Raw genomic sequence first — 25863 nt, 5'->3', positions numbered from 1 at the left:
GTCGGGGCGGGTCACCCGCCCGGCGTCACCAGCTCGATGCGCGGGGCGCGGCCCGGCTCGGGGCGCGGCTCGTAGTCAGGGGTCGGGCGGTAGTCGTCCCAGGCCAGCATCTCGGCGAGATGGGTGCGCAGCACCGGCAGCGCCTCCTCGACGCCGACGCGCCGCCCGGTCTCCAGGCTCAGGGTGGTCACCCCGGCGTCGGCGATGCCGCAGGGCACGAAGCGGTCGTACCAGCCGAGGTCGACGTCGCAGTTCAGCGCGATGCCGTGCATGGTCACCCCGCGGCTGACGCGGATGCCGATCGCGCCGATCTTGCGCTCGCCGGCCCGCTCGTCGGCGCGCAGCCAGGCACCGCTGCGCCCCGGCACCCGGGCGGTCTCGACCCCGAAGTGGGTGCAGGTGGCGATCATCGCCTCCTCCATGCGGCGCACGAAGTCGACGACCTTGACGTGGTCGGGCAGCGCCACGATCGGGTAGGCGACCAGCTGGCCGGGGCCGTGGAAGGTGATCTTGCCGCCGCGGTCGACGTCGATCACCGGCGCGCCACCGGCGTCGAGGGGGCGCTCGTGGGCCTCGGTGCGCTTGCCCGCAGTGTAGGTCGGGGGGTGCTCGAGCAGCAGCACGGAGCCGGGTCGCTCACCGGCCACCACCTGGGCGTGCACCTCGCGCTGCAGCTCCCAGGCGGACAGGTAGTCGACCGCGTCGGGCCCCAGGCCGGCCACCTCGAACTGCACGCTCTCCTGCTCGTACGCCGCCTCGCTCATGTCCGCGAGCCTACGCCTGTGGACAGCGTGGTGGGCGCTGGCCCGGTGGGGAAGGAGGAGGTCATGCGCTTCTCGTCCCGGCTCGTCCATGCCCTTGCTGCGGCCGCTCTGCTGGTGCTCCTGGCCGGTCCGGCCGCGGCCGGGCCACAGCCCGTGGCTCCGGCGGCAGCCGGCTCGGCGGAGGGGCCGGGGGAGCGGCGGGCCCGGGCGGTGCTGGCCGCGTGGGACGAGCGCCGCGCGGCGGTCTGGCGCCGCGGCGACCGCGACGGGCTCGCCGACCTCTACACCGCCGGCTCGCTGGCCGGGGCACGCGACCTGCGGATGCTCGACGCGTGGCTCGAGCGCGGTCTGCGGGTGCGGGGGATGGCGGTGGAGGTGCTGGCTCTCGAGGTGGTGCACGACGAGGGTCGCCGGCTGGTCCTGCGGGTCACCGACCGGTTGGTGGGCGCCGTCGCCGTCGGCAGCGGCGTACGACGGGTGCTGCCGCAGGACCGGCCCACCGCCCGGGCGCTGGTGCTGCGGCGCAGCGGCGACGGGTGGCAGATGGCGTCGGTGCGCCCGCTGGGCTGGTGAGGGATCAGTCGCGGGTGGCGAGGCCGGTCTCCACGACCGCGGCGACGTCGGGGTCGCGGAACGTGTAGCCGGCCGCCAGCAGCGCCTCGGGGCGCACGTTGAGCGAGCCGAGCAGCTCGGGCGCCATCTTGCCGGCGCCCACGCGCAGCAGCGGCGCGGGCACGGTCGCGAAGCTGGGCCGGTGCAGTGCCGAGGCCAGGGTCTCGGTGAACTCGGCGTTGGTCGGCGTCGTCTCGCAGCACATGTTGAAGGGCCCGGCGGCGCTGTCGTGCTCGGCCAGGTGCACCACGGCCCCGACCCAGTCGCGCAGCGAGATCATCGCCATGTGCTGGCGTCCGCTGCCCAGCCGGCCGCCGAGGCCGAGCTTGAAGAGCGGCACCAGCTGCTTCATCGGAGGGCTGCGGCGGTCCATCACCGGTGAGGTGCGCAGCACGCACACCCGCGAGCCGGCCGCCGCAGCCGGGGCGGCCGCGGCCTCCCACTCGCGGCTCACGTCGGTCAGCAGCGCGTCGCCGCGGCTCTCGGAGGTCTCGGTGAGCGGCTGGTCGCCGTGGTCGCCGTAGAAGGCGATGCCGTTGCCGGCCAGGTACGCCGGGGGGCGGGTCGACCCCGCGATCGTCTCGGCCAGCAGCCGGGTGGTGCGCACCCGGCTCTCGCGGACCTCACGGGCCCACTTGTCGGAGTGCACGTTGCCGATCAGCGGCGCCCCGGCCAGGTTGACCACCACGTCGGCGCCACCGACGAGGTCGCGGTCGACCACGCCGGCGTACGGGTCCCATGTCGAGGCGTCCTGCTCGCTGGTGGGGCTGCGCACCAGCCGGGTGACGCGGTGCCCGCGCTCGCGCAGCGCCTGGCGCAGGTGGGTGCCGAGGAAGCCGGACGACCCGGCGACGACCACGTGGAGGCTCATGGCCTCGAGACTGCCACGCACCCCGCCCCCGGACCTCACCTCCCCGCGCGACCCGGCCCAGATCTCCCCCCGACCCGGCCCAAACTTCCCCCCGACCCGGCCCGAACTTCCCCCCGACCCGGCCCGAACCTCCCGTGGGCAGGTTCGGGCCGACTCGACGCGACATTCAGGCCGGGTCAGCGCGAAGTTCGGGCCGGGTCGGCGAGGGGGTCAGCCGGCGAGGTGGCGCCAGCGGGGGGCCAGCTGCGACCACGGCCCGGTGGCGGCCACGGTGCCGTCGACCAGCACCACGACCCGGTCGGCGCGGGCCAGGGCGGCGGTCTTGGAGGTGGCGCCGATGACCGTCGTGCCGCGCTCGCGCAGCGACTCCCACAGCTCGATCTCGGTGGCGGCGTCGAGCGCCGAGGAGACGTCGTCGGCCAGCAGCACCTCCGCGTCGCAGGCCAGCGCGCGCGCCAGGGCCACCCGCTGCACCTGCCCACCCGACAGCCGTACGCCGCGGTGCCCGACCAGGGAGTCGGCGCCCCCGGCCTCGGCCACGTCGCGCTCCAGACGGGCGCCGGCGACCGCCGGCTCGACCTGCCGGTCGGGGTGGTCGAGGCGGATGTTGTCGCGGAAGGTGCCCGAGAGCACCCGCGGCCCCTGGGCCACGTGGGCGACCCGGCCGGGGCGCAGCTCGGTCTCGGGGTCGGCGAGCACCCGGTCGTTCCAGCGCACCTCGCCGCGCGTGGTCACCAGCCCGGCGAGCGCGGAGAGCAGGCTGGACTTGCCGGAGCCGACCTGGCCCAGCAGCAGCACCAGCTCGCCGCGCTCGACGCGCAGGTCGATGCCGTGGGCACCGACCGTGCCGTCGTCGTGCACCGCGCTGAGGCCACGCACCTCGAGGGTGCGCAGCGCCTCCCGGGCGGGCACGGCCGGCGCGGGGGAGTCCCCGGCGACCAGGTCGACGCCGGGCGGCTCGGCCATCAGGTCGCCACCGCCGGCCAGGCGGCTGGTCTCGTGCAGCCACGCCCGGGTGCCCGGGGCCTCGGTCACCACCGAGCCCGCGACCCGGCCGAACCAGTCGAAGCCGGCGACGGCGTTGCCGACCAGCAGTGCGGTGGCCAGCCCCCAGCCGCCGGCGACGTAGACCGCCCAGGCGGCCACGAAGCCCAGCTGGACCATCACGATCGGCACGCCGTCGAGCAGCGCCTGCACCCGGTGCTCCTTGACCGCCGCCTCGACGCGACCGTGGTCGACGTCGCGCAGGTGCTGGTGGACGTCGGGGGTCGCGGCGGCGAGCTTGACGGTGCGCACCGACTCCAGCGCCGAGACCAGCGAGCGGCCGAAGCGCGCGCGGGCCGCGGACGAGGCCGCGGCCGAGCGGCCGGCGACCCGGCGCCCGAGCGAGGAGGCCAGGGCCGAGGTGACCATCACCGCGAGCAGCACCGCGCCGGCGAGCAGGCTGCGGGCCAGCACCGAGGTCAGCGCCACGATGACCAGGCCGTTGACGAAGTCGACCCACCGGTCGGCGTACCGGGCGAGCCGGTCGGCGTCCATCGCCCGGGCCACCACCTCGCCCGGCGGGGTCCGGACGAGCCGCTGCTGCTCGGTCTGGCCCTGCAGCACCGTGGCGCGCACCCGCAGCATCACCGCGATCCACCAGCGCGGGTAGACCTTGAAGGCCCACGCCAGCAGCAGCGGCGCGACCATCAGCGAGACGACCAGCGCGCCGACGAGGCCCCACGGGCGCCCGCCCTGCTGCAGGTCCTCGACCAGCAGGCCCCAGATCCAGCCGGTGACCGCGCCGAAGGCGCCCGTGGTGGCCGAGAAGGTGAAGAGCAGCGCGCCCAGCAGGCCCCACCGGGGCTCGACCAGCAGCGCGTTCCACACGGTGCGGGTCAGGCTGGGCAGCGCGCGCAGGGTCGGCTGCGCCGGCGCCTCGCCCGTACGCCGCGTGCTGCCGAGGTCGGCGTCGCGCGCGGCCTGGTGTGCCGCGGCGTGGGTGTCGTCGTGGTCGTGCTCGTGCGACTGCTCGTGCGCGGAGGCCTCGAGCAGGTCGCGGAACGCCCCGCTCTCGCGGGCGAGCGCGGCGCGCGGCCCCTGCTGCACCACCCGGCCGGCCTCGAGCACGGCCACCTGCGCGGCCCGCTCGGTGGTGCCCAGGCGGTGGGCCACCAGCAGGCCGGTGCGGCCGGCGAGCAGCCGGTCGGCGGCGCGCACGACGCGGGCCTCGGTCACGGGGTCCATCCGGGCGGTGGCCTCGTCGAGCACCACCACGCGCACGTCGCGCACCAGCAGCCGGGCGAAGGCGACCAGCTGCTCCTCGCCGGACGACAGGGTCGTGCCGCCCGGCCCGAGCGGGGTGTCGAGGCCCCGGGGCAGGCCGGAGACCCAGCTGTCGAGACCGAGCTCGGCGACGGCGCCCTCGACGGCCGCGCGCGAGCCGCCGGCGAAGAGCGCGATGTTCTCGGCGAGGGTGCCGGCCAGGATCTCGGTGCGCTGGGTGACCACCCCGACCGCGCTGCGCAGCGCCTGCAGGTCGAGGTCGAGCACGTCGCGCCCGCCCAGCAGCACGCTGCCCGGCTCGGGGTCGACGGCGCGGGAGACCAGCGAGGCGAGCGTCGACTTGCCCGAGCCGGTGCGGCCCACGAGCGCGCAGGTGGTGCCCGCGGGCACCCTCAGCTCGACGCCCTGCAGCGCGAACGGCCCGGTGCCGTAGGAGAAGTGCAGGTCGCGCAGCTCGAGGTCGAGCGGTCCGGTGGGCAGCGGCTCGCCGCCGGTGGGCTCGGCCTCGGCGCCCATTAGCTGGCGCAGGCGCAGCACCGCGCCGAAGCCGGCCTGCAGGTCGGGCAGCTGGCGGGCCAGCTGGTCGACCTGGCCCACGAAGGTGGTGGTGACCAGGAACAGCGTGACCAGCGCGGCGGTGCCGAGCCGGTCGCCGAGCACCAGGGCGACCCCGACGACGGCGGTGCCGGCGAGCATGCCGTGCAGCAGCGTGCCGGTGCGCCGCCCGACCTGGCTCTCCAGCTGCAGGACCTCGGCGAAGCGCGCGTGCACCGTCGCGGCGAGCTCGGTGCAGCGGCGTACGAGGTGGGCCTGGCCCAGGGAGGTGCGCAGGTCGTCGCGGGCGGCGACGCCCTCCTCCATGGCGGCCGCGTGGTCGGTCCAGGCGATCTCCTCGACGACCTTGCGCTCGGAGATCTGCGGCAGCAGCGGGCGCACGACCGCGACCGCGGCGACCCCGGCCAGCGGGAACAGGATGAACGCCGGCCACCAGGTGAGCCCCGCGACCAGCCACAGCGGCCCGGAGGCCAGCAGCGTGCGGATGGCCATCCACACGCTCTGGCGCAGCAGCGAGCCGACCTCGTGGGTGTCGTCGTCGACCCGGTCGAGCACCTCGCCGACCGCCTGCTCGTCGAGCGCGGCCAGCGGCTGCAGCATCGCGGCGTCGAGGAGGTCGGCGCGCAGCTGGCCCTCGGCGCGGTCGGTGACGCCGGCCCAGACGGTGCGACCGAGCGAGTCGAGCACCGCGGCGCCGACCACGCACAGCGCCAGCAGCCAGACCAGGGCGACGCTGGCGTCCTCGGCCAGGCGGCCGGCGACGGCCGAGCCGGCCGCGGTGCCGATGGCGCCGAGCAGCGAGCCGAGCAGGGCGAGCACCGCCCACGGGCTGCGCATCCGGCGCCAGTCGACGGGTCGTCGCTGCGCCGGCGGGTCGGTGGGCGGAGGGGTCTGGAGCGGCGCGGGGTGGGCGCCGAGATCGGTCATCGTCACGGTGCCCCCGACGCTATGCCCTCGAGGCCCCCGGGCGCCTCTTCATTTCAGGGTGGCGGCGCCCTGCGACGAGCACTGCGACGAGCACCAGGTGCCGACCGAGCGCCGCACGCACCACGCCCCGCCCGGGAGGCCCGGGCGGGGCGTGGTGGTCGTGCGTGCGCGGCGCTGCCGCGAGCGGGGCTCAGACCTCGAACTGGCCGCTCTCGAGGCGCTGCTTGACCTCCTGCAGGAAGCGGCCCGCGTCGGCGCCGTCGACCAGGCGGTGGTCGTAGGTCAGCGCCAGGTAGACCATGTGGCGCACCGCGATGGTCTCGCCCAGGTTGGGGTCGTCGATGACGACCGGACGCTTGACCACGGCACCGGGGCCCAGGATCGCGACCTGCGGCTGGTTGATCACGGGGGTGTCGAAGAGCGCACCCACGCTGCCGAGGTTGGTGATCGTGAAGGTGCCGCCCGACAGCTCGTCGGGGCCGATCTTGTTGGTGCGGGTGCGCTCGGCCACGTCGGCGATCTTGCGGGCCAGGCCCGAGATCGACAGGTCGCCGGCGTCCTTGACCACCGGGGTGATCAGGCCCTTCTCGGTGTCCACCGCGAACGCGAGGTTCTCGCGGTCGTAGTAGGTCACCTCGCCGGCCTCGGTGTCGATCGTCGCGTTCAGCGAGGGGTGCTGCTTGAGCGCGTCGACCGCCGCCTTGGCGAAGAACGGCAGGTAGGAGAGCTTGACGCCCTCGCGGGCCTGGAAGTCGGCCTTGTTGGCCTCGCGCAGGCGGGCGATGTTGGTGACGTCGACCTCGACGACCTGGGTGAGCTGGGCCGAGACCTGCAGCGACTCGACCATCCGCGCGGCGATGATCTTGCGCAGCCGCGAGAGCTTCTCGGTCTTGCCGCGCAGCGGCGAGGGGCTGGTCGGCGCCGGGGCGCCGCCCGAGCTCGCCGCGGGGGCCGACGGCGACGGGGCCGAGGAGGCGGCCGGCGCGGCCGGCTCCTCCTTCGCCTTGGCGGCCTCGAGCACGTCCTGCTTGCGGATGCGCCCGCCGACACCGGTGCCGGTGACGGTGTTGAGGTCGACGCCGTGCTGGCCGGCGAGCTTGCGCACCAGCGGGGTCACGTAGCCGGGACCGTCGCCCTGGCCGCTCGAGGACTGACCACCCGACGAACCGCTCTCGCGGGCAGGCTGCTCGGGGGCCGGCTCGGAGGCGCGGGCAGCGGGCTTCTCCTGCTCCTTGGTCGGCTCGGGAGCCTTCTCCTGGGCGGGAGCGGCCTCCTGCTTCGGCTCCTCCTTGGCGGGCTCGGGCTCCGGCTCGGGCTCGGGCTCGGGCTCCGGCTCGGCGTCGCCGGCGGAGCCGTCGCCGATGACGGCCAGCTCGGCGCCGATCTCGACGGTCTCGTCCTCGGAGACCTTCACCTCGAGGAGGGTGCCGGCCACGGGGGAGGGGATCTCGGTGTCGACCTTGTCGGTCGAGATCTCCAGCAGCGGCTCGTCGACGGCGACCTCGTCGCCGACCTGCTTGAGCCAGCGGGTCACGGTGCCCTCGGTGACCGACTCGCCCAGCTCGGGCAGGGTCACGGTGGTGCCGCTGCCGCCGGACTTCTTGGTCGCGGCGGCCGGCTTCTCGGTCTCCTCGAGCGGCTTGTCGTCAGAGCCGGACTTGGCCGACTCGGGGGTCTCGTCGCCGGGGGGCAGGTCGCCGGTCTCCTCGGCGACCTCCTCCTCCTGCTCGGCCTTCTTCTCGGCCTCGTCCTCGTCGGCGGGCTGCGCCTCCGGGGTGGCGGTGTCGTCGGAGTCGCCGCTGGACTCGCCCTCGTCACCGATCACGGCCAGGAGCGCGCCCACCTCGACGGTGTCGTCCTCCTCGACCTTGACCTCGAGCAGCGTGCCGGCGACGGGGCTGGGGATCTCGGTGTCGACCTTGTCGGTGGAGATCTCCAGCAGCGGCTCGTCGACCGCGACGGTGTCGCCGACCTGCTTCAGCCAGCGTGTGACGGTGCCCTCGGTGACGGACTCACCCAGTTCCGGGAGGTTGACTTCGGTGGCCAATGCAGTTCCTTCGCTCGCGGTCTTCGATGGGGTGCTCGGTGGTGCGGGTGTGACGGATGTGGCGATGTGTGGGGGCTCCAGGTTAGGAGCCCGTCACGAGTGCGCGTGCAGCGCCTTGCCGGCCAGGGCGAGGTGGGCCTCGCCGAGAGCCTCGTTCTGGGTGGGGTGGGCGTGCACCAGCGGGGCGACGTCCTCGGCGTGCGCCTCCCACCCGTAGATCAGCTGGGCCTCGCCGATCAGCTCGCCGACCCGGTCGCCGACCATGTGGACGCCCACGACGGGGCCGTCGGTGCGGCGCACGAGCTTGACGAAGCCCTGGGTCCTGAGGATCTGGCTCTTGCCGTTGCCGCCGAGGTCGTAGGTCAGCGTCTCGACCTGGTCGTCGCCGTACGTCGCACGCGCGGTCGCCTCGTCGAGGCCGACCGAGGCGACCTCGGGGTGGGAGTAGGTGACGCGGGGGATGCCGGTCTCGTCGATCGGCGTCGGCTCGAGGCCGGCGATCTCCTCGGCCACGAAGATGCCCTGCTGGAAGCCGCGGTGGGCCAGCTGGAGGCCGGGCACGATGTCGCCGACGGCGTAGACGCCCTCGAGGTTGGTGCGGCAGCGCTCGTCGGTGCGCACGAAGCCGCGCTCCATCTCGACGCCCTGCTCGTCGTAGCCGAGGCCGTCGGTGACCGGGCCGCGCCCGACCGCGACCAGCAGCAGCTCGGCCTCGACCACGTCGCCGCCCTCGAGGGTGACCGCGACGCCGTCGTCGGTGGTCTCGACGCTCTGGAAGGGGGTGCCGGTGCGGGCCTTGATGCCACGCTTCTTGAAGGTGCGCTCGAGCACCTTCGAGCTGGCCTCGTCCTCGGCGGCCACCAGGCGGGGCAGCGCCTCGACGATGGTGACCTCGGCGCCGAAGGAGCGCCACACGCTCGCGAACTCGCAGCCGATGACGCCGCCGCCCAGCACCACGACCGACGACGGCACCCGCTCGAGGCGCAGCGCGTGCTCGGAGGTGATCACGCGCTCGCCGTCGACCTCGAGGCCGGGCAGCGAGCGGGCGTAGGAGCCGGTGGCGAGCACGACGTGGCGCCCGGTGTAGGCGGTGCCGTCGACGGTGACCTCGCGGGGCCCGGTCAGGCGGCCCTCGCCGGCGACGACGGTGACCCCGCGGCCCTTGACCAGCCCGGTCAGGCCCTTGAAGAGACGGGAGACGACGCCGTCCTTGTAGGAGTTCACGCCGGCCATGTCGATGCCCTCGAGGGTGGCGCGCACCCCGAACTGCTCCGAGTCGCGCGCCGAGTCGGCGATCTCCGCGGCGTGCAGCAGCGCCTTGGTGGGGATGCAGCCCACGTGCAGGCAGGTGCCGCCGAGGTCGCCCTTCTCCACCAGTGCGACCTTGAGCCCTAGCTGGGCGGCGCGCAACGCGCACGCATAACCCCCCGAGCCAGCGCCGAGGATGAGTACGTCGAAGTCGGTGTCGGCCACCGTCGTCCTTCCGTGGGTGATCACGATCTGCGGTTCATCCTTGCACTTCCGGCGAGCGTGTCCACACCGCCCTTCGGGTCATCGGCTCGGGTCTCTTGGCAGACTGGACCCCATGGGACTCATGGACCGCTTCCGCCGGGGCTCGAAGCCGCGCATGCGCAAGCCGGCGCGTGACGCCGCGCGCACCGGCTCGACGAGGGTGCGCGCCTCCGACGCCGTCGACCGCGAGCACCTCAGCTCCTGGGTCTCCGAGCGGCGCGGGGTCGAGGGTTTCGTCGAGCCCCGCACGGCGGTCAGCGACGTGACGCTGCTGCTGGTGGCCCACGACGGCGAGTGGACCCGGCGCCGGGTGCCGTCGATCGACTGGGCGCACGACTTCTGCAACCGCTTCCAGGTGCCGTCGTACGACGCCGGGCTGGTGGGCATCCCGCAGCGGATGCGCGACTACAACAGCCGGATGAAGAAGCAGGGCCGGCAGGACCCGTAGGTCCCGCCGGCCCCGGCCCCAGCAGGAGCGCTCAGGCCAGGCCGCGGGCCAGGTCGACGAGCGTCGCGACGGCGAAGCCGGTGCCGCCGTTGGTCAGGTGCCCGTCGGGGCCGCCGGCGTTGTACGACGGCCCCGCGATGTCGAGGTGCGCCCAGGGGCGCCCGTCGGTGAACTCGCGCAGGAACGCGCCGGCGAAGAGCCCGCCGCCCCAGCGCACCCAGTCGTGCTGGGCGAGGTCGGCGATCTTGCTGGAGGTGACGCGCTGCTTCATCTCCTCGGGGATCGGCATCGCCCAGATCGGCTCGCCGGCGCTGGCGCCCGCGTCGACGACCTTGGCCACGACGTCCTCGGAACCCATGACGCCGGCCATCTTGTTGCCGAGGGCGACGACCATGGCGCCGGTCAGGGTGGCGACGTCGACGATCAGGTCGGGGTCGGTCTCGGTGGCGCGCACCAGCGCGTCGCCGAGCACGAGGCGGCCCTCCGCGTCGGTGTTGAGAACCTCGACGGTCTTGCCGCCGTACATCGTGAGGATGTCGCCGGGCCGGGTGGCGTTGCCGGAGACCATGTTCTCGGCCATCGGCGCGAAGCAGGAGACCTTGACCGGCAGGCCGAGCTCGGCGATGGCGAAGGTGGCCTGGATGACCGCGGCGGCGCCGGCCATGTCGGACTTCATCTCGTGCATGCCCTGGGCGGGCTTGATGCTCAGCCCGCCGGAGTCGAAGGTGATGCCCTTGCCGACCAGTGCCAGGTGGGTCGTGGCGCCCTTGGGCGCGTAGGTGATCTCGACCAGCCGCGGCGGTGCGGAGGAGCCGGCGCCGACACCGAGGATGCCGCCGCAGCCGAGCTCGGCGAGCTCCGCCTCGTCGAGCACGCGCAGGGTGAGCCTGGGGGCGCCGCGGCCCTTGCCGAGCTCCTTGGCGCGGGCCTGGGCCGACTCGGCGAAGTGCGGCGGGCGCAGGTCGCCCGGGGGAGTGTTGACCCAGTCGCGGGTGGCCGCGACGGCGCGGGTGACGACCTGGGCCTCCTCGAGCGCGGTGACGACCTCCTTCTTGCGGGCGGCGCCGCTGAGCAGCACCACCTCGCCCGCGGTCGTGTCGTCGCGCGTGGTGTCCTGCTTGTACGTCGTGAACGTGTAGGCGCCCAGCGCCCAGCCCTCGGCCACCGCGCGCACCTGCTCGGGCGCCTCGGCCGGCAGCGCCACCGCGACGTGGGCGGCGTTGGTCACCGCGCGGGCCGCGGCGCCGGCGGCGCGGCGCAGGTCGGCGGGCTGGGGGTCGCTGCCGAGCCCGACGAGGACCAGCAGGGGGGCGCCGATGGCGCCCGAGGTGGGGATGCGGGTGACCTCGCCGACGGCGCCCTTGACGTCGAGGCTGGCCAGCAGCGGGCGCAGCTTGCGTCCGTAGGCCTTGGCGACGTCCTCCGCGCCGGGCGCGAGGTCGAGGCGGGGGCCGGTCTCCTTGGCCGAGCGGCGGCCCGTGGGGCTGCTCTGCACGACACCGACGACGACGGCGTCGGCCTTGGTCTTGGCGGGGCTGGCACTGCGCAAGGTAAACGAGGTCACCGCGCCACACTAACCATGGCGCGACCACCCCGTGACGCGACCCGCGTCACCCCCGCCCGCGCGGATGTCGCTGGGGTAGGTTCGCGCCATGGCCGACCTGCTGACCTCGCCGCTGCACGACCGCCACCGGGCGCTGGGGGCCAAGACGGCCCCGTTCGGCGGGTGGGAGATGCCGCTGGAGTACCCCACCGGCGTGGTGGCCGAGCACACCGCGGTCCGCGAGGGCGTGGGCGTCTTCGACGTCAGCCACCTCGGCAAGGCCGAGGTCACCGGGCCCGGGGCGGCGGCGTACGTCAACGCCTGCCTGACCAACGACCTCGACCGGATCGGCCCCGGGCAGGCGCAGTACACGCTGTGCTGCGACGACGAGACCGGCGGCGTGGTCGACGACCTGATCGTCTACCGCTACTCCGACGAGCGGGTGCTGCTGGTGCCCAACGCCGCCAACACCGCCGAGGTGGTGCGCCGCCTCGCCGGGTCGGCGCCCGACGGGGTCGAGGTCGTCGACCGGCACCGCGACCTGGCCGTGCTCGCCGTGCAGGGCCCGCGCAGCGACGAGGTGATGACCGCGCTGGGGCTGCCGGTCGACCACGACTACATGAGCTTCGTCGAGGCGACGTACGCCGGCGCGACGGTCGTGGTGTGCCGCACCGGCTACACCGGGGAGCGGGGCTACGAGCTGCTGGTGCCCAACGAGTCGGCGGGCGCGGTGTGGGACGCCCTGCTCGAGGCGGGCGCCGAGCACGGCATCCTGCCCTGCGGGCTGGGCGCCCGCGACACGCTGCGCACCGAGATGGGCTACCCGCTGCACGGCCAGGACATCTCGCTCGACGTGACTCCCGTGCAGGCCCGGATGGCCTGGGCGGTCGGCTGGGACAAGCCGGCCTTCTGGGGCCGCTCCGTGCTGGTGCGCGAGCGGGCCGAGAAGCCGGCGCGGGTGCTGCGCGGCATCGTCGCGACCGGGCGCGGCATCCCGCGCCCCGGCATGAGCGTCTCGCTCACCGCCGACGTGCTGGTCGGCGAGGTCACCTCGGGCACCTTCAGCCCCACCCTGCGCAAGGGCGCGGGCCTGGCGCTGGTGGCCGCCAGCGTGGCCCCCGACGCCGAGGTCGGCGTCGACATCCGCGGCCGTCGCGAGATCTTCCAGCTCACCAAGCCCCCGTTCGTCGACCCGTCGGTCAAGGAGTCCTGATGAACCTGCCCGAGCAGCCCCCGACCTTCCGTCCGCCCACGCCCGCCGAGCGCCCCTGGTGGTGGCGCCTCGAGGACGCCGAGGGCAACGAGGTCAGCGTCGAGGGCGAGCTGGCCGGCCAGCGCTTCTCCAGCCAGGCCGACGCGGAGTCGTGGGTGGGCGAGGCGTTCGCCGACCTGGCCGACGACGGCGTCGACGCCGTGGTCCTCTTCGAGCTCGAGCGGCGGGTCTACGGGCCCATGTCGCTGCATCCCTGACCCACCCCTCACCCCGTGCGTGCGGCCGACGAGCAGGACTTCGCGTCGTACGTCGCCGCGAGGCGCCCCGGGCTGGTGCAGGCGGTGGCGGTGCTGGGCAGCCCGCCGGGCCACGCCGCCACCCTGACCGACCGGGCGCTGGCGCGCGCCGGACGCGCGTGGGCCGAGGTGCGGCAGGGCTCCGGCCCCGACGCCGAGGTGTGGCGGCTGCTGCTCGAGGAGCGGGCGCGCGACCGCACGCGGTGGTGGCACGAGGAGCCCGCCACCGCGGCCCCGGGCCTCGACCGTCTCGAGCCCGGTCGTCGCGCCTGCCTCGTGCTCTCCGCGCTCGCCGGGCTGCCCGACCAGGACGTGGCGGCGCTGTCGGGCTGCTGGCCCAGCCCGGGCGACCCCGCGACGCCCGGGCTGGAGCAGCAGGCGCGCGAGCTGGCCGCGGACGTGCCCGTGGTGGGCCGCTCGGCCGCCGAGGTCGCGGCGCGGGCGCCCCGGCGGGCGCGTCGGGGGCCGCTCGTCCTGGCGCTGGTGCTGGCGCTGCTGGTGGGCCTGGCCACCTGGCGCGGCCTGCGGTCCGAGGAGCCGCCGGAGGCCGAGCAGGTCGAGGAGGTCGTCGGCCCGGCGCGGGTGCGCCAGCTCGAGCACTCGGTGCCGATCCCGTGGTACGCCGCCGGCGAGCTCGTGGTCGGCTTCAGCGCGCTCGGCGTGCCGGGTGTGCGCCGGCTGGTCGCGGTGCGCGAGGCGGCCGTCTACAGCGACGGCGAGGGCCGGGTGGTGCGCGCCGACGCGTCGGGTGCGCGGCTGCTGCTGGGGCGCTCCGCCCCCGGCGCCGCGCTCGTCGGCGAGCGGGAGCGGGGATGGGTGGCCTGGGTCGAGGCCGGCAGCGACGAGCTGGTGGTCGTCGACGCGAGCGACGGCACCGAGCTCGGCCGCCGCGTGCTGGTAGGGCTCGGGGCCGACGACGAGACGCCGCCGGCCGGGGTGGGGCCGGTGGCGCTGGAGGGCCCGACGCTGCACTACGTCGACGGAGCCGGCTCGCACGAGTGGCGTCCCGTCGACGACCCGGCGGGACGGGAGGACGTGTCACCGGGGCCGGCCACGCTGCTGGACGTCGACGGGTTGACCAGGGTGGTCCAGGGCACGCCGGGCTCGATCACCTTCGACGGGCCGTTCGGCCCGCCACGCACCCGGCGCGGCGTGGGAGCCCAGCTCTCGTTCGGGGGTGGCTACGTCCTGACCCGGGTCGGTGGCGGGCGCTACGCCCCGCTGCGGGTCCACGACACCGCCACCGGCCGCCGGCGAGCGGCCGGGGTGCGATCCGACGAGATCGCCCTCGACGCGGCGTTCAGCACGACCGGCGCGATCACCTACGTCATCGGCGACGGCTCCCAGGTGGCGGGCGCCGACGAGTTCCGTCGGCTCTCCGAGGCCCGCGGCTGGCTGCTGCGCACCTGCTTCGTCGGCTCGGGCTCGTGCACCGACCACCTGCGGGTCTCCAGCGCCGACGGTGAACCGCTGCTGGCCCGCTGAGCGACCCGTCCGCGCCGGCCTCGTGGCCGGGTACACCTAGAGTCGGCGCGTGCGGATGAGCCAGGTCGACGTGTTCAGCACCGAGCCGCTGCTCGGCAACCCGGTCGCGGTGGTCCACGACGCCGACGACCTCACCACCGAGCAGATGGCGGCGTTCGCGCGCTGGACCAACCTGTCGGAGACGACGTTCCTGCTGCGTCCCACCGACCCGGCGGCCGACTACCGGCTGCGGATCTTCACGCCGGGCGAGGAGCTGCCCTTCGCGGGCCACCCGACCCTCGGCTCGGCGCACGCCTGGCTCGAGGCCGGCGGCCTCGCTCAGGGCGAGACGGTGGTGCAGGAGTGCGGTGCCGGGCTGGTGCCGGTGCGCCGCGACGGGGAGCGGCTGGCCTTCGCCGCCCCGCCGCTGCTGCGCTCGGGCCCGGTCGAGGAGGCCGACCTGGCGCGGGTGCGCCGGGCGCTGGGCCTGGCGCCCGACGAGGTCCGCGCGGCGGCGTGGGTCGACAACGGGCCGGGCTGGGTGGCGGTGCTGCTGCGCGACGCCGACGCCGTGCTCGGCCTGCGGCCCGACTGGTCGGCCTTCGACGACCTGGAGATCGGGGTCGTCGGCGCCCACGCAACCGGCTCGGAGGCGGCGCTGGAGGTGCGGGCCTTCTGCCCCGGCATCGGGGTGCCCGAGGACCCGGTCACCGGCAGCCTCAACGCCGGCCTGGCCCAGTGGTTGCTGGGGGAGCGGGTGCTGGGCGAGGGGCTCGCGACGTCGTACGTCGCCGCTCAGGGCACCGCCATCGGTCGTCGCGGACGCGTGCACGTCGACCTGGAGGGCCAGGGGTCCGACGCGCAGGTCTGGGTCGGCGGGGCCACGCGCACCACCATCGCGGGCGAGCTGCACCTGTGACCGGGCCGCGGCGCTAGGGTCGGGGCGTGCAGGCCTACCTCCACCTCCTCCAGCGGATCCTCGACGAGGGCGTCGAGAAGTCCGACCGCACCGGCACCGGCACGCTCAGCGTCTTCGGCCACCAGATGCGCTTCGACCTGCGCCAGGGCTTCCCCCTGGTGACCACCAAGAAGGTGCACACCCGCTCGGTCTTCGGCGAGCTGCTGTGGTTCCTGCGCGGTGACACCAACGTCGCGTGGCTGCAGGAGCGCGGCATCAGCATCTGGGACGAGTGGGCCGACGAGGCCGGCGACCTCGGCCCGGTCTACGGCCACCAGTGGCGCTCGTGGCCCACACCCGACGGTGGTCACGTCGACCAGCTCGCCAAGGTCGTCGAGCAGATCCGCACCAACCCCGACTCGCGGCGCCACATCGTCTCGGCCTGGAACGTCGCCGACGTCGACGACATGGCGCTGCCGCCCTGCCACACGCTCTTCCAGTTCTACGTCGCGCCCTCGCCCGACGGCGGCCCGGGCCGGCTGTCGTGCCAGCTCTACCAGCGCTCGGCCGACACCTTCCTCGGCGTGCCGTTCAACATCGCCTCCTACGCGCTGCTGACCCACATGGTCGCCCAGGTCACCGGGCTCGAGGTCGGCGACTTCGTGCACACCCTGGGCGACGCGCACCTCTACACCAACCACCTCGACCAGGCCCGCCTGCAGCTGACCCGCGAGCCCCGGCCGCTGCCGACGCTGCGCCTGGACCCCGCGGTCACCGAGATCGACGCCTTCGAGCTCGAGCACGTCACGCTCGAGGGCTACGACCCGCACCCGGTGATCAAGGCCCCGATCGCCGTATGACGCCCGCTCCCCGCACCGACCAGCGCGTCGTGCTGGTCGCGGCGTACGCCCGCAACCGCGTGATCGGTGCCGACGGCGACATCCCGTGGCGCATCTCCGAGGACTTCGCCCACTTCAAGCGCGAGACGCTCGGCCACGTCCTGGTGATGGGCCGGCGCACCTGGGACTCGATCGGGCGCCCGCTGCCGGGCCGCACCACGGTCGTGCTGACCCGCGACCCGTCGTTCGACCCCGGGTTCGACGACGTGCGCGTGGTGCGCAGCCTCGACGAGGCGCTCGGGGTCGCCGCCGACCTGCCGGGCGACGTGGTCGTCGCCGGGGGAGGGGAGGTCTACCGCCTGGCGCTCCCGCTCGCGACCCACCAGGTGCTGACCGAGGTCGACCTCGAGCCCGCCGGCGACGCGACCTACCCGGTGTTCTCCCTCGACGAGTGGACCGAGACCCGCCGCGAGCACCGGCCCGACCTGGGCCTCGACTGGGTCTGGTGGGAGCGCCGGTGACCGCCCGGTACCGCCCGGTGATCACCCGATGATCGTCGTCGCGGCGGTCGCCTTCGTGCGCGACGAGCAGGTGCTCACCGTGCGCAAGCGCGGCACCGCGCGCTTCATGCTCGTCGGCGGCAAGCCCGAGCCCGGCGAGTCGGCGTACGACGCCGCGGTGCGCGAGACCCGCGAGGAGGTCGGCCTCGACGTGGGCGGGCCCGGCGCGCTCGTGCCGCTGGGCGTCTACCTGGCGCCGGCCGCCAACGAGCCGGGACGCCAGCTGCACTCCACCGTCTTCACCGCCGCGCTGCCGGGGGAGCCGCGTGCGGCCGCCGAGATCGCGGAGCTGCGGTGGATGTCGCTCGACGGCGACGGCCACGCCGACCTGGCGCCGATGCTCGAGCACCACGTGCTGCCCGCCCTGCGCGCCCTCGGCTCGTCGGCGGCACCCCGCCCGCACTGACCCCCTCCTGGGTTCGTCGACCGGTTGATCAACGGCCGGGTCCGTTGATCAACCGGTCGACGAACTCGCGGGGAGAGGTCGTGGGGCGGCAGCGGGGCGCCGGCGGCGGGCGGGTGGCAGGCTGGCCCCATGGAGCTGCGCATCTTCACCGAGCCCCAGCAGGGCGCCACCTACGACGACCTGCTGAGGGTGGCCCAGGAGGCCGAACGACTGGGGTTCGGGGCGTTCTTCCGCTCCGACCACTACCTGGGCATGGGCACCGAGGGGTTGCCGGGGCCGAGCGACGCCTGGATCACGCTGGCCGGGCTCGCTCGCGAGACCAGCACCATCCGGCTCGGCACCATGATGACCAGCGCCACCTTCCGTCACCCGGGTCCGCTCGCGATCTCGGTGGCCAACGTCGACCAGATGAGCGGCGGGCGGGTCGAGCTCGGTCTCGGTGCCGGCTGGTTCGAGGCCGAGCACCAGAAGTACGCCATCCCGTTCCCGGCGGTGGGCGAGCGGTTCGACCGCTTCGAGGAGCAGCTGGCGGTCGTGACCGGCCTGTGGTCCACCGAGGGCGGCTTCACCTACGAGGGCCGGCACCACACGGTGCTCGACTCCCCGGGCCTGCCCAAGCCGGTGCAGCGCAACGGCCACCGGGGCGGGCCGCCGGTGCTCATCGGCGGGCGCGGCAAGAAGCGCACACCGGCGCTCGCGGCGGCGTACGCCGACGAGTTCAACCTGCCGTTCGTGCCCTTCGAGGAGGGCCTCGAGCAGCACGACAGGGTGCGGGCCGCCTGCGAGGCCGTCGACCGCGACCCGGCCTCGCTGGTCTACTCCAGCGCGCTCGTGCTGTGCGTGGGCGAGACCGAGGCCGACGTGGCCCGCCGCGCGGCGGCCATCGGCCGCGACCCCGACGAGCTGCGCGAGAACGGCCTGGCGGGCACCGTCGAGGAGGTCGTCGACACGATCGGGCGCTACGACGGCTCCGGCCAGACCCGCCTCTACCTGCAGACCCTCGACCTGGGCGACCTCGACCACCTGCGGCTCGTGGCCGAGCAGGTCGTGCCGCAGGTCGGTTGAGCAGGGCGCCCCGCACCTCGGTTGAGGAGGTCGCGCAGCGACCGTCTCGAAACCAGCGATAACCTGCTCCCATGACCTCGACCCCCGCGCCGAACCCCGCGCCGTTCGGCCGAGTCCTGACCGCGATGGCCACCGCGTTCCACGCGGACGGGTCGGTCGACCTCGACGCCACCGCGCGCATCGCCACGCACCTGGTCGAGCACGGCAACGACGGCGTCGTGGTTTCGGGCACGACCGGTGAGTCGCCGACCACGACGGTGGCCGAGGACGGCAGGATCCTCGCCGCCGTCAAGGACGCCGTGGGCGAGCGCGCGGTCGTGGTCGCCGGCGTCGGCACCAACGCCACCGCGCACTCGGTCGAGCTGGCCCAGCAGGCCGAGAAGATCGGCGTCGACGGCATCCTGCTGGTCACCCCGTACTACAACAAGCCCGGCCAGGCCGGCGTGCTGCACCACTTCCGCACCGTCGTGGAGTCGGCCGACCTGCCCGTGATGCTCTACGACGTGCCCGGCCGCACCGGCACCACGATCGCCATGGAGACCTACGAGCAGGCCATCGCCTGGGACCGGGTCGTCGCGGTCAAGGACGCCGTCGGCGACCTCGTGCGCGCGGTCCGGCTGGGCCAGATGGGCTACGCCGTCTACTCCGGCGACGACGAGGCGAACCTCGGCTACCTGGCGCACGGCGCCGTCGGCGTCGTCAGCGTCGTGGGCCACGTCGCCGGCCGCGAGCTGCGGGCGATGGCCGACGCGCACGCGCGCGGCGACAACGCCGCCGCCCTCGAGATCTTCACGCGGATGCTCCCCGCGATCGACGCCGTCATGGGCGTCGCCAACTACGGAGCCACCACCGCCAAGGCCGCGCTGCAGCTGCTGGGCGTGCTCGAGAACCGCCACGTCCGCGCGCCCCTGGTCGCGCTCGACGACACCGAGGTCGAGGCGCTGCGCGTCGGCCTCGCGGCGGCCGGGCTCCTGCCGGCCAGCGCGACCGAGGCCTGACCACCAGACAGGACCTGCATGTCCCACCCCCACCCCGAGCTGTCCGCGCCACCGGCCCTGCCCGACCACGGGCTGCGCGTGATCCCCTTCGGCGGGCTCGGCGAGGTCGGTCGCAACATGACCGCCTTCGAGCACCAGGGCCGCCTGCTCATCGTCGACTGCGGGGTGCTCTTCCCCGAGGACCACCAGCCCGGCGTCGACCTGATCCTGCCCGACTGGTCCTCGATCAGGGACCGCCTCGACACCGTCGAGGCCCTGGTGCTCACCCACGGGCACGAGGACCACATCGGGGCCACGCCCTACCTGCTGCGCGAGCGCGAGGACATCCCGCTCGTCGGCTCCGAGCTGACCCTGGCGCTGCTGGGCTCCAAGCTGCGCGAGCACCGGCTGCGCGAGTCCGTGCACCACGTGGTCAGGGAGGGCGACCGGATCAGCTTCGGGCCCTTCGACCTCGAGTTCGTCGCGGTCAACCACTCCATCCCCGACGCGCTGGCCGTGGCGATCCGCACCAGCGCCGGCACCGTGCTGCACACCGGCGACTTCAAGATGGACCAGCTGCCCCTCGACGGGCGGATCACCGACCTGCGGGCCTTTGCCAGGCTGGGGGAGGAGGGGGTCGACCTCTTCCTCACCGACTCCACCAACGCCGAGACGCCGGGGTTCACCCCGACCGAGAAGGCGATCACCCCCGTGATCGACCAGGTGTTCCGCGACTCCGAGCAGCGCATCATCGTCGCCTGCTTCGCCTCCCACATCCACCGGGTCCAGCAGGTCCTCGACGCGGCGTACGCCCACGAGCGCCAGGTGGCGTGGGTGGGGCGCTCGATGGTGCGCAACATGGGCATCGCCCGCGACCTGGGCTACCTCAAGGTGCCGCCCAACACGGTGGTGGAGGCCAAGCAGCTCGCGCAGCTGCCGGCCGAGCACCAGGTGCTCATCTCGACCGGCTCGCAGGGCGAGCCGATGAGCGCGCTGGCGCGGATCGCGCAGCGCAACCACAACATCGTGCACATCGAGGAGGGCGACACCGTCCTGCTCGCCTCGAGCCTGATCCCCGGCAACGAGAACGCCGTCTACCGGGTCATCAACGGGCTGGCCCGCTGGGGCGCCAACGTCGTGCACAAGGGCAACGCGATGGTGCACGTCAGCGGGCACGCCAGCGCCGGCGAGCTGCTCTACTGCTACAACATCGTGCAGCCGCGCAACGTGCTGCCGGTGCACGGCGAGATCCGGCACATGCAGGCCAACGCCGCGCTGGCCCGGATGACGGGCGCGCCCAACGTCGTGGTCGCCGAGGACGGCGTGGTCGTCGACCTGGTCGACGGGGTGGCCCAGGTGGTCGGCAAGGTCGACTGCGGCTACGTCTACGTCGACGGCTCCTCGGTCGGCGACGTCACCGAGTCGGACCTGAAGGACCGGCGGATCCTCGGAGAGGAGGGGTTCATCTCCGTGATCGTGGTGATGGACTCGGTCACCGGCAAGGTCGCCAGCGGTCCCGAGATCCACGCCCGCGGCAACGCCATCGACGCTGCCAGCCTCGAGGAGGTCAAGCCGGCCATCATCGAGGCGCTCGACCTCGCCGTCGCCGAGGGCAGCACCGACACCTACCAGCTGCAGCAGACCGTGCGCCGCGTCATCGGCCGCTGGGTCTCCAGCACCCACCGGCGCCGCCCGATGATCATCCCGGTGGTCATCGAGTCCTGATCGCCCCTGGGGCTCGTGCCTCGTCGGTGGGTCGGGTGGTCTCGACCCGCCCGTCGCGGCCTCGTTCCTCGGCCGCGGGGCTTGCTCGACCTGCCCGAGCCCACGCGGATCGTGCCTCGTCGGTGGGTCGGGTGGTCTCGACCCGCCCGTCGCGGCCTCGTTCCTCGGCCGCGGGGCTTGCTCGACCTGCCCGAGCCCACGCTCGGGGCTCGTGCCTCGCCCCGAGCTGCTCGTGCAAAACCCTCAAGCGACACGTGAGGGTGGGGCGAGTGTTAATCCCTGGGACTGGTGAGGCGTTCCCCTAGGGTGGCCAGCATGGCGACCCGTACGTCTTCCCCGCCGGGGTCGCGGAGCACGAGCACGTCCACGAACGGGTCCTCGACCCGGTCCGGCAGCTCAAGCACCCGACCTCGGAGTACCTCCACCACCAGCGCTGCGCGCGCGAGCTCGACCGGCAAGCGCCCGTCGAGCTCCAAGCGCACCCCGACGACCAAGAAGAAGAGCACGGCCAAGCGGCCGGCCCCTCGCGCGGTGCGCAGCGGGCCCAGCCCGGTGCTGCTCACGCTGGGCGCGGTGGCGCGCGGGATCGGGGCGGTGTGGCTGGCCGTGGCCCACGGCGTCGGCGCGCTGGCCCGGGGGATCGGGCGCAGCGCCCGCGACCTCGACCCCGAGCACCGTCGTGACGGCGCCGGCCTGCTGCTGCTGGCGCTGGCGGTCGTGACCGCGGGTGCGGTGTGGTTCCAGATCCAGAGCCCGGTCACCGACCCGGTGCGCACCGCCGTCGCCGGCTCCGTCGGCAAGCTCGGCTGGTTCGTGCCGATGGCCCTGGTCTGGGTCGGCTGGCGCACCATGCGCGATCCGGTCAGCAACGGCCCCGCGGGCCGTCAGGTCATCGGGTGGACCGCGCTGGCCTTCGGCCTGCTCGGGATCGTGCACATCGCCAACGGCAGCCCGCAGCCGGTCGCCGGCGACGCGACCCCGCTGCAGGCCGGCGGGGGAGCGGTGGGCTACGTCGTCTCCTCGCTGCTGCTCGACCTGCTGCGCTCGACGTACGTCGTGGTGCCGCTGCTGCTGATGCTCGTGGCGTTCGGCGTGCTGGTCGTCACCGCCACCCCCGTCTACCAGGTGCCCGACAAGCTCGCGGCCCTGCGCGACCAGGCCCTGGGCCGCCACCTCGACGACGACGAGCGCGCCCCGCGCGGTCGCTCGCGCCGCGAGGACGACGAGATCGACCCCGACATGGGCGACCCGGCGTACGACACCCCGGTGCTCAGCGACCGCGAGATCGACAAGCGCAAGCGCAAGCGGGAGCGCGACGCCCTCGACGTGGCGATGGACGAGGACCTCACCGTCGAGCAGCAGGCCGCGCGCGGCGAGCGCGAGGACAGCAGCGTCGGCGTGGACATCTTCGCCCCCGCCCCGGTCGTGCCCGAGCCCGAGGCCGCCAAGGAGGAGCTCGAGCCGCCGCCGCACTCGCCGCTGCCCCCGCGCGTCGAGCAGCTCTCGCTCTCGGGCGACATCACCTACTCGCTGCCGGCCAACGAGGTGCTCAAGCCCGGCTCGGTGCACAAGGCCCGCTCGAAGGCCAGCGACGACGTCGTCGCCCGCCTGACCAACGTGCTCGACGAGTTCGGCATCGACGCCCAGGTCACCGGCTACACCCGGGGACCCACGGTCACCCGCTACGAGGTGGAGCTCGGCGCCGGCATTAAGGTCGAGAAGGTCACCGCGCTCAGCAAGAACATCGCGTACGCCGTCGCCTCGGCCGACGTGCGGATCCTCAGCCCGATCCCGGGCAAGTCCGCGATCGGCATCGAGATCCCCAACATCGACAAGGAGATCGTCAGCCTCGGCGACGTGCTGCGCTCGGGCACGGCCCGCAGCGACCACCACCCGATGGTCTGCGGCCTGGGCAAGGACGTGGAGGGCGGCTTCGTCGTCGCCAACCTGGCGAAGATGCCGCACCTGCTGGTGGCCGGTGCCACCGGCTCGGGCAAGTCGTCGTTCATCAACTCGATGATCACCTCGATCCTGATGCGCTCCACGCCCGACGAGGTCCGGATGATCATGGTCGACCCCAAGCGGGTCGAGCTCAACGCCTACGAGGGCGTGCCGCACCTGATCACCCCGATCATCACCAACCCCAAGAAGGCCGCCGAGGCGCTGGCCTGGGTCGTGCGCGAGATGGACATGCGCTACGACGACCTGGCCAACTTCGGCTTCCGCCACATCGACGACTTCAACAAGGCGGTGCGGGCCGGGAAGGTGGAGGTGCCCCCGGGCAGCGAGCGCGAGCTCTCGCCCTACCCCTACCTGCTGGTGATCGTCGACGAGCTCGCCGACCTGATGATGGTCGCCCCCCGCGACGTCGAGGACGCGGTCGTGCGGATCACCCAGCTGGCCCGAGCGGCCGGCATCCACCTGGTGCTGGCCACCCAGCGCCCCAGCGTCGACGTCGTCACCGGCCTGATCAAGGCCAACGTGCCGAGCAGGCTGGCCTTCGCCACCTCGAGCCTCTCCGACAGCCGGGTCATCCTCGACCAGCCGGGTGCGGAGAAGCTGGTCGGCCAGGGTGACGGGCTGTTCCTGCCCATGGGGGCCTCCAAGGCCGTGCGTGTGCAGGGCTCCTGGGTCACCGAGGCCGAGATCGCGCAGGTCGTGCAGCACTGCAAGACCCAGCTGGAGCCGACCTACCGCGAGGACGTGACCGCCCCGGCGGCCGCCAAGCGCGACCTCGACGACGACATCGGCGACGACATGGACCTGGTCATCCAGGCGATCGAGCTGGTCGTCTCGACCCAGTTCGGCTCCACCTCGATGCTGCAGCGCAAGCTCCGCGTGGGCTTCGCCAAGGCCGGCCGCCTCATGGACATCCTGGAGTCCCGTGGCGTGGTCGGTCCCTCCGAGGGCTCCAAGGCCCGTGACGTGCTGATCAAGCCCGACGAGGTCGACGGCCTGGTCGCGACCCTGCAGGGGGAGATGTGAGCGAGGACCAGATGGACCCGACCATGACCGAGACCCAGACCGAGATCCAGGCCGAGGCCGAGCACCGCACCGTCGAGGTGCGCCGTGACGTGCGTGTCGCGGCCGGGCTCGGCGTCGTGGCCACCCTGGTGGCGGCGGCGTACGTCGTGCGCGTCGCCGGGGGCGGCAGCGCCCTCGACTGGGCGCTGCTCACCCTGGTGGGCGCGATCGCCGCGGTGCACCTCGCGACGCTGGCCGACAGCCGGGCGCCGCTCTTCGTCGCCGACGAGCACGGGGTGCGGCTGCGGCGCGGCCGCAGCTGGCACGGCCTGCCCTGGAGCGACATCGACGCGGTCGAGGTGCTCGCGCGCCGGCGCTTCTGGCGCGACGGCTCGCTCGACGTGCTGGCGGGCGAGGACGAGCCGCGCAGCGTGCCGCTGGCCCTGGCCACCACCGTGACCGGGGTGCCCGAGGGCTCCGACCTGGTCGCGGCGCTCGACGAGCTGGCCGACGGCGCCACCGAGGTCGTCCACATCGAGGGCTACGAGTACGTCGACGAGGAGGAGTGGGCGGCGGCCCGGGGCGACCTGGAGGCTGAGGCGCCGCTCGCCGACCAGCCCGAGATCCAGCCCGAGGTCCAGCCGGACCCGGTGCTCCACACCGGTGCCGACACCGTCACCGACACCGGCACCGGCACCGACGAGACCACCGAGCCCGCCGCGCACCGCCTGCCCGACCCGCGCCCGCTGCTGGCCCAGGCGATCGGCCGTGTCGCCTCCGGGCTGCCCGACCGGTTCCGCCCCGGCGGCGCGTCGGCGGGGGAGGCCCGGCCGGTGCTGGAGCCGGCGGCGTCGTACGCCAGCGCCACCCCGGCGGCGCTGCGCGACCCGGTCACGGCCGTGCGCGCCGAGATCCGCAGCGACGTGAGCCTGGCGCGCCCCGACCAGGACCAGACCCAGGTCTTCGGCGCCAACGCGCTGCGCCTCGACACCCACGACTCGGAGGGCTCCGACACCGCCGTGCGGCTGCCCGAGGCCCGCGAGCTGCGCCGCCCCGGCAGCGTGTCGCTGGTCGAGGACACCGTGCAGTGGAGCCAGCGCGACGAGCGGGTCCGCCCGATCGCCACCGAGGGTTCGCCGGTCGAGCCGATCGTGCTCGACGACCTCGGTGAGCCCGCCGCCGATCCGGTCATCGGCCCCGAGCTGGCCGCTGCCCGCACCCGGCTGGGGCTCAGCGTCGACCAGCTGGCCGACCGCACCCGCATCCGCCCGCACGTCATCGAGTCGATCGAGGTCGACGACTTCGCGCCCTGCGGTGGCGACTTCTACGCCCGCGGCCACCTGCGCACCCTCGCGCGGGTGCTGGGCACCGACGTGACGCCCCTGCTGGCCCACTACGACGAGCGGTACGCCGACGCCCCGATCAACCCGCGTCGCGTCTTCGAGGCCGAGCTCGGCTCGGGCGGCGCCATCCGCGCCACCCGCGGCGGGCCGAACTGGTCGGTGCTGATCGCCGCGGTGATGGCGCTGGTGCTGGCCTGGTCGGTCGCGCGGCTGATCACCGACAGCCCCGTCGAGCTGCGCGACCCCGTCCCGCAGCTCTCGACGGCCGGGTCCACCACCGCCGGTGAGCCGGTGCCGGTGGTGCTGACGGCTGCCGGCGGCGGTGCCGAGGTCGTGGTCCGCGACGGTGCCAACGACCTGGTCTACAAGGGCTCGCTGGCCTTCGGCGAGACCAAGGTGCTGACCAAGGTCTCCCAGCCGGTGCGCGTGCAGTCCAGCGACGGCTCGCTCGAGGTCAGCGTCGACGGCGTCGAGCAGGGCGCGCTGGGCAGCACCGGCCAGGAGGCGCAGAACACCTTCGTCGCCGACCGGTGAGCGCTGGTTCGCGCGGCCGGGTGCCGGGCGGC

At 74.3% G+C, this 25863-nt stretch carries 21 protein-coding genes; 14 read left to right on the top strand and 7 right to left on the bottom strand.

All coding sequences use genetic code 11. From position 1 onward, the window contains the following. Nucleotides 1–11: 11 nt before the first annotated feature. The gene (gene lipB / locus JOE61_RS02175) at nucleotides 12–764 is read right to left on the bottom strand and encodes a lipoyl(octanoyl) transferase LipB (protein WP_193669263.1); all 753 of its coding nucleotides are present in this window, start codon (nucleotides 762–764) and stop codon (nucleotides 12–14) included. Between the two features lie 63 nt (nucleotides 765–827). Here lipB and JOE61_RS02170 point away from each other — a divergent pair, with 63 nt between their 5' ends. Then, entirely contained in the window at nucleotides 828–1337 is a 510-nt protein-coding gene (locus JOE61_RS02170) for a hypothetical protein (RefSeq protein ID WP_193669264.1), read from the top strand. A gap of 4 nt (nucleotides 1338–1341) precedes the next feature. Here JOE61_RS02170 and JOE61_RS02165 read toward each other — a convergent pair whose 3' ends face one another. The 4 genes from JOE61_RS02165 to lpdA all read right to left on the bottom strand — a co-directional run bounded on the left by JOE61_RS02165 (nucleotide 1342) and on the right by lpdA (nucleotide 9541). Beyond that, nucleotides 1342–2247: a TIGR01777 family oxidoreductase gene (locus JOE61_RS02165; RefSeq protein WP_193669265.1), complete on the bottom strand. Its 906-nt coding sequence runs from the start codon at nucleotides 2245–2247 to the stop codon at nucleotides 1342–1344. A gap of 210 nt (nucleotides 2248–2457) precedes the next feature. After that, nucleotides 2458–5997: an ATP-binding cassette domain-containing protein gene (locus JOE61_RS02160; RefSeq protein ID WP_193669394.1), complete on the bottom strand. Its 3540-nt coding sequence runs from the start codon at nucleotides 5995–5997 to the stop codon at nucleotides 2458–2460. A gap of 190 nt (nucleotides 5998–6187) precedes the next feature. Continuing rightward, nucleotides 6188–8044, bottom strand: coding sequence for a 2-oxoglutarate dehydrogenase, E2 component, dihydrolipoamide succinyltransferase (gene sucB, locus JOE61_RS02155; protein ID WP_193669266.1), 1857 nt, complete (start codon nucleotides 8042–8044; stop codon nucleotides 6188–6190). 93 nt (nucleotides 8045–8137) lie between these two features. Next, complete coding sequence (gene lpdA, locus JOE61_RS02150; protein ID WP_443678567.1) at nucleotides 8138–9541, bottom strand: dihydrolipoyl dehydrogenase; 1404 nt, start codon at nucleotides 9539–9541, stop codon at nucleotides 8138–8140. Between the two features lie 88 nt (nucleotides 9542–9629). Here lpdA and JOE61_RS02145 point away from each other — a divergent pair, with 88 nt between their 5' ends. Further along, nucleotides 9630–10004, top strand: a complete 375-nt coding sequence (locus tag JOE61_RS02145; protein ID WP_227491812.1) for a hypothetical protein — start codon at nucleotides 9630–9632, stop codon at nucleotides 10002–10004. Nucleotides 10005–10035: 31 nt separating this feature from the next. Here JOE61_RS02145 and JOE61_RS02140 read toward each other — a convergent pair whose 3' ends face one another. Then, nucleotides 10036–11568, bottom strand: a complete 1533-nt coding sequence (locus tag JOE61_RS02140; RefSeq protein ID WP_193669267.1) for a leucyl aminopeptidase — start codon at nucleotides 11566–11568, stop codon at nucleotides 10036–10038. Between the two features lie 88 nt (nucleotides 11569–11656). On the opposite strand from JOE61_RS02140, the gene gcvT reads away from it, so the two are divergent. From gcvT to JOE61_RS02090, 10 genes are all read left to right on the top strand, one after another. Then, entirely contained in the window at nucleotides 11657–12760 is a 1104-nt protein-coding gene (gene gcvT / locus JOE61_RS02135) for a glycine cleavage system aminomethyltransferase GcvT (RefSeq protein ID WP_193669268.1), read from the top strand. After that, a complete protein-coding gene (locus tag JOE61_RS02130) occupies nucleotides 12760–13017 on the top strand; it encodes a hypothetical protein (protein ID WP_193669269.1) in 258 nt (85 codons plus the stop codon). Before gcvT ends, JOE61_RS02130 begins: the two co-directional genes overlap by 1 nt. A gap of 15 nt (nucleotides 13018–13032) precedes the next feature. Further along, the gene (locus tag JOE61_RS02125) at nucleotides 13033–14541 is read left to right on the top strand and encodes a hypothetical protein (RefSeq protein ID WP_193669270.1); all 1509 of its coding nucleotides are present in this window, start codon (nucleotides 13033–13035) and stop codon (nucleotides 14539–14541) included. Nucleotides 14542–14596: 55 nt separating this feature from the next. Continuing rightward, nucleotides 14597–15439, top strand: a complete 843-nt coding sequence (locus JOE61_RS02120) for a PhzF family phenazine biosynthesis protein (protein ID WP_193669397.1) — start codon at nucleotides 14597–14599, stop codon at nucleotides 15437–15439. Between the two features lie 26 nt (nucleotides 15440–15465). Then, nucleotides 15466–16278, top strand: coding sequence for a thymidylate synthase (locus JOE61_RS02115; RefSeq protein ID WP_193669271.1), 813 nt, complete (start codon nucleotides 15466–15468; stop codon nucleotides 16276–16278). Continuing rightward, on the top strand, nucleotides 16275–16778 hold the full coding sequence (locus JOE61_RS02110) for a dihydrofolate reductase (RefSeq protein WP_193669272.1): 504 nt from the start codon (nucleotides 16275–16277) through the stop codon (nucleotides 16776–16778). The genes JOE61_RS02115 and JOE61_RS02110 overlap by 4 nt, the downstream gene beginning before the upstream one ends. A 28-nt stretch (nucleotides 16779–16806) precedes the next feature. Further along, nucleotides 16807–17223 carry an NUDIX hydrolase gene (locus JOE61_RS02105; protein WP_193669273.1) on the top strand — a complete coding sequence of 139 codons (417 nt, stop codon included), beginning with the start codon at nucleotides 16807–16809 and terminating at the stop codon, nucleotides 17221–17223. Between the two features lie 129 nt (nucleotides 17224–17352). Then, complete coding sequence (locus tag JOE61_RS02100) at nucleotides 17353–18288, top strand: LLM class F420-dependent oxidoreductase (RefSeq protein ID WP_193669274.1); 936 nt, start codon at nucleotides 17353–17355, stop codon at nucleotides 18286–18288. Nucleotides 18289–18359: 71 nt separating this feature from the next. Further along, nucleotides 18360–19286, top strand: a complete 927-nt coding sequence (dapA, locus tag JOE61_RS02095) for a 4-hydroxy-tetrahydrodipicolinate synthase (RefSeq protein ID WP_193669275.1) — start codon at nucleotides 18360–18362, stop codon at nucleotides 19284–19286. 18 nt (nucleotides 19287–19304) lie between these two features. Next, nucleotides 19305–20990, top strand: a complete 1686-nt coding sequence (locus JOE61_RS02090; RefSeq protein ID WP_193669276.1) for a ribonuclease J — start codon at nucleotides 19305–19307, stop codon at nucleotides 20988–20990. Between the two features lie 272 nt (nucleotides 20991–21262). Here JOE61_RS02090 and JOE61_RS21440 read toward each other — a convergent pair whose 3' ends face one another. Next, nucleotides 21263–21502, bottom strand: coding sequence for a hypothetical protein (locus JOE61_RS21440; protein ID WP_227491813.1), 240 nt, complete (start codon nucleotides 21500–21502; stop codon nucleotides 21263–21265). A 52-nt stretch (nucleotides 21503–21554) separates the two neighbouring features. Here JOE61_RS21440 and JOE61_RS02085 point away from each other — a divergent pair, with 52 nt between their 5' ends. Both JOE61_RS02085 and JOE61_RS02080 read left to right on the top strand, forming a co-directional pair. Next, a complete protein-coding gene (locus JOE61_RS02085; protein WP_227491836.1) occupies nucleotides 21555–23975 on the top strand; it encodes a DNA translocase FtsK in 2421 nt (806 codons plus the stop codon). Continuing rightward, nucleotides 23972–25831, top strand: coding sequence for a helix-turn-helix domain-containing protein (locus JOE61_RS02080; protein ID WP_193669278.1), 1860 nt, complete (start codon nucleotides 23972–23974; stop codon nucleotides 25829–25831). The genes JOE61_RS02085 and JOE61_RS02080 overlap by 4 nt, the downstream gene beginning before the upstream one ends. Nucleotides 25832–25863: the final 32 nt, after the last annotated feature.

The sequence above is a fragment of the Nocardioides salarius genome (assembly GCF_016907435.1).
GTDB lineage: Bacteria > Actinomycetota > Actinomycetes > Propionibacteriales > Nocardioidaceae > Nocardioides > Nocardioides salarius.
The sequence above is the reverse complement of the archived record's forward strand: the minus strand, read 5'-3'. Positions and strand labels throughout refer to the sequence as shown.

Coding starts and splice junctions, on each gene's coding strand:
- lipB (WP_193669263.1), bottom strand. CDS start 764: ATGAGCGAGGCGGCGTACGAGCAGGAGAGCGTGCAGTTCGAGGTGGCC.
- JOE61_RS02170 (WP_193669264.1), top strand. CDS start 828: ATGCGCTTCTCGTCCCGGCTCGTCCATGCCCTTGCTGCGGCCGCTCTG.
- JOE61_RS02165 (WP_193669265.1), bottom strand. CDS start 2,247: ATGAGCCTCCACGTGGTCGTCGCCGGGTCGTCCGGCTTCCTCGGCACC.
- JOE61_RS02160 (WP_193669394.1), bottom strand. CDS start 5,997: ATGACCGATCTCGGCGCCCACCCCGCGCCGCTCCAGACCCCTCCGCCC.
- JOE61_RS02145 (WP_227491812.1), top strand. CDS start 9,630: ATGGGACTCATGGACCGCTTCCGCCGGGGCTCGAAGCCGCGCATGCGC.
- gcvT (WP_193669268.1), top strand. CDS start 11,657: ATGGCCGACCTGCTGACCTCGCCGCTGCACGACCGCCACCGGGCGCTG.
- JOE61_RS02130 (WP_193669269.1), top strand. CDS start 12,760: ATGAACCTGCCCGAGCAGCCCCCGACCTTCCGTCCGCCCACGCCCGCC.
- JOE61_RS02120 (WP_193669397.1), top strand. CDS start 14,597: ATGAGCCAGGTCGACGTGTTCAGCACCGAGCCGCTGCTCGGCAACCCG.
- JOE61_RS02110 (WP_193669272.1), top strand. CDS start 16,275: ATGACGCCCGCTCCCCGCACCGACCAGCGCGTCGTGCTGGTCGCGGCG.
- JOE61_RS02105 (WP_193669273.1), top strand. CDS start 16,807: ATGATCGTCGTCGCGGCGGTCGCCTTCGTGCGCGACGAGCAGGTGCTC.
- JOE61_RS02100 (WP_193669274.1), top strand. CDS start 17,353: ATGGAGCTGCGCATCTTCACCGAGCCCCAGCAGGGCGCCACCTACGAC.
- dapA (WP_193669275.1), top strand. CDS start 18,360: ATGACCTCGACCCCCGCGCCGAACCCCGCGCCGTTCGGCCGAGTCCTG.
- JOE61_RS02090 (WP_193669276.1), top strand. CDS start 19,305: ATGTCCCACCCCCACCCCGAGCTGTCCGCGCCACCGGCCCTGCCCGAC.